Source organism: Pseudonocardia sp. SID8383, assembly GCF_009864975.1.
Lineage (GTDB): Bacteria > Actinomycetota > Actinomycetes > Mycobacteriales > Pseudonocardiaceae > Pseudonocardia > Pseudonocardia alni.
In genome coordinates, this window is the sequence record NZ_WWFY01000894.1 from 1 (window position 1) to 2,813 (window position 2,813).

At 72.5% G+C, this 2,813-nt stretch carries 2 protein-coding genes and 1 pseudogene; 2 read left to right on the forward strand and 1 reads right to left on the reverse strand.

Annotated features, from left to right (window positions below; genetic code table 11):
• Positions 1–450 (reverse strand): annotated as a pseudogene (locus GTW08_RS21525) (hypothetical protein); the annotation flags it as partial.
• A 143-nt stretch (positions 451–593) separates the two neighbouring features.
• Here GTW08_RS21525 and GTW08_RS21530 point away from each other — a divergent pair.
• A complete protein-coding gene (locus GTW08_RS21530) occupies positions 594–1,250 on the forward strand; it encodes a TetR family transcriptional regulator (RefSeq protein WP_073574895.1) in 657 nt (218 codons plus the stop codon).
• Between the two features lie 149 nt (positions 1,251–1,399).
• On the forward strand, positions 1,400–2,761 hold the full coding sequence (locus GTW08_RS21535) for an MFS transporter (RefSeq protein ID WP_161152445.1): 1,362 nt from the start codon (positions 1,400–1,402) through the stop codon (positions 2,759–2,761).
• Positions 2,762–2,813 lie beyond the last annotated feature (52 nt).

Sequence of the window (2,813 nt, forward strand, 5' to 3'; positions counted from 1 at the left end):
GGCGCCCCCGGCACCCAGCAGCACGACCCGGCCCGTCGCGGCGCCGGGCAGCCCGGCCCGCCAGCCGTCGCGGAACCCGGTCCAGTCGGTGTTGTGCCCGGTCATCGACCCGTCCGTGCCGAGGACGACGGTGTTGACCGCGCCGATGGCGGCGGCGTCCGGGGCGAGGGCGTCGAGGTGGCCGATCACGCGCTGCTTGCAGGGATGGGTGATGTTGAGCCCCGCGTGGCCCTGGGCGCGGGCCCGGCGGAGCAGGTCGCCGACGCCGTCCGGCGCGACCCCGAGGACGTCGAGGTCGAAGCGCCGGTAGGTCAGGTCCAGGCCGTGCGCGACGCCCTCGCGCTCGTGCAGGGCAGGCGACAGCGACGGACCGATGCCGGCGCCGATCAACCCCGTCCGCACCCGTGTGCCGGTTCCGGTGTCGCGCCGGGTCTCGCTGCTGCTCCGCACGGATCCCTCCTCGGATCTATGTACCGTACGGTTAGTTGTACCGGACGGTGCACGGCTCGGCCAGGGGAGACGGCCGGTGATCCGTAGAGTCCGGGGACGCCGCCGGGATCCCGGCGGCGCGGACCGGCGGAGGGGGTACCGCAGTGGCAGCGGCACCGGAGGACGGCGTCCGGCAGCGCGACGCCGAGCGCACCCGCACCGAGATCCTGGACGAGGCGACCGCGGAGTTCGCCGACCGGGGACTGGCCGGGGCGCGGGTCGACGAGATCGCCGCGCGCACCCGGACCACCAAGCGGATGCTCTACTACTACTTCGGCTCGAAGCAGGGTCTCTACCTGGCGGTTCTCGAGCGGGCCTACGCCGGGATCCGGGCACTGGAGCAGCAGCTGTCGGTGTCGGACCTCAACCCGGCGCGGGCGGTGCGTGCGGTCGCCGAGCTCACCTTCGACCACCACGAGGCGCACCCGGACTTCATCCGGCTGGTGGCGATCGAGAACATCCACCACGCCGAGCACCTGCGGTCCTCCCCGTTGCGCGAGGGGCTGGCCGGGCCCGCGGTCGGAGTGCTGGAGCCGATCCTCGCCCGCGGCCGGGAGACCGGCATGTTCCGCGACGACGTCGACGCCTTCGACGTCCACGTGCTGATCAGCTCGTTCTGCGTGTTCCGGGTGGCCAACCGGCACACCGTCTCGGCCATCTTCGGCCGCGACCTGCTGGACCCGGCCCGCCGGGCGCACTACCGCCGCATGGTCGGTGACCTGGTGGTGGAGTACCTGACCGCCCGCGTCGGACAGGACTGACGGGACCGGCGTCCCTCCGGCTCTTGACAGGTGTCGCTGCGCAACTCACTATTCGGTACGTAACCAGACGGTACATAAGCGAGCGGCCCGCCGCCCGGGAGCCGTCGTCCACACCAGTGCCTGCAACGTCGCACACGCCGGGAGCCACCGTGAGCCAGCAACCGTCCGCCGCGCCCACCGCGCCGCAGGCGCAACCGACACGGGCCGCCCTGGCCGCGTGGATCGGCAGCGCCCTGGAGTACTACGACTTCTTCATCTACGGCACCGCCGCGGCGCTGGTGTTCAACAAGGTGTTCTTCCCCGACTCCAGCCCGGTCGCCGGCACGCTGCTGTCGCTGGCCACCTTCGGCTTCGGCTACGTCGCCCGCCCGCTCGGTGCGGTGCTCTTCGGTCACATCGGTGACCGGCTGGGGCGCAAGAAGGTACTGGTCGCGACCCTGATGATGATGGGGGTCGCGACGCTGGCGATCGGCTTCCTGCCCACCTACGGCCAGGTCGGGGTGCTCGCCCCGGCGCTGCTGGTGACCTGCCGGCTGCTGCAGGGCCTGTCCGCGGGCGGTGAGCAGGCCGGCGCGAACTCGATGACGCTGGAGCACTCCCCGCAGGGACGCCGCGCGTTCTTCACCAGCTTCACCCTGTCCGGCACCCAGGGCGGGCAGATCATCGCGACCGCGGTGTTCCTGCCGATCGCGCTGCTGCCCGAGGACGCGCTGCTGTCCTGGGGCTGGCGGGTGCCGTTCTGGGCGAGCGTGCTGGTGATGGTCGCCGGTGTGCTGATCCGGCGGACGCTGCACGAGACCCCGGTGTTCACCACCGAGGTCGCCGACACCGAGGGCGCACCGAAGGCGAAGGACGAGCTCCCGATTGCCGCGCTGTTCCGCGGCCACTGGCCGAACCTGCTGCGTGCCACCCTCGCCGCGACGGTGGCCTCGGTCAGCACCCTGATGACGGTGTTCGCACTGTCGTTCGCGGTCAACACCGTCGGCCTGGAGCGCTCGACCATGCTGTGGGTCGTCGTGAGCGCCAACGTCGTCGCCCTCGCCGCCATCCCGCTGTTCGCCACGCTCGCCGACCGGATCGGGCGGCGCCCGGTGTTCATCGCGGGGGCGCTGGGCAGCGCGGTGCTGCTCGCCTTCTACCTGTGGGCCGTGTCCACCGGTGAGTACCTGCTGGTCTTCGGCGTCGGCATCCTCCTGTCGGGCGTCGTCTACAGCGCCGCCAACGGCGTGTGGCCCTCGTTCTACGGCGAGATGTTCCCGGCCAGGGTCCGCCTGACCGGTACGGCCGTCGGCACCCAGATCGGCTTCGCGTTCGGCGGGTTCGCCCCGACCATCGCCGCCGCGCTGGCCGCGAACAGCGTCAGCGGCTGGCTGCCGGTCGCCGTGTTCGGCGGTGTGATCTGCCTGGTGGCGGCGGCGTCGGCCTGGTCGGCCCGGGAGACCGCGCACCTGTCCCTCGACGAGATCGAGGCCGGTTTCGAGGCCCGTGACCGGGCCCCGGCCCGCGTCTGACCCCGACCGCACCCGTCCCGCAGCCGGGCCCCGTGGCATCACGCCACGGGGC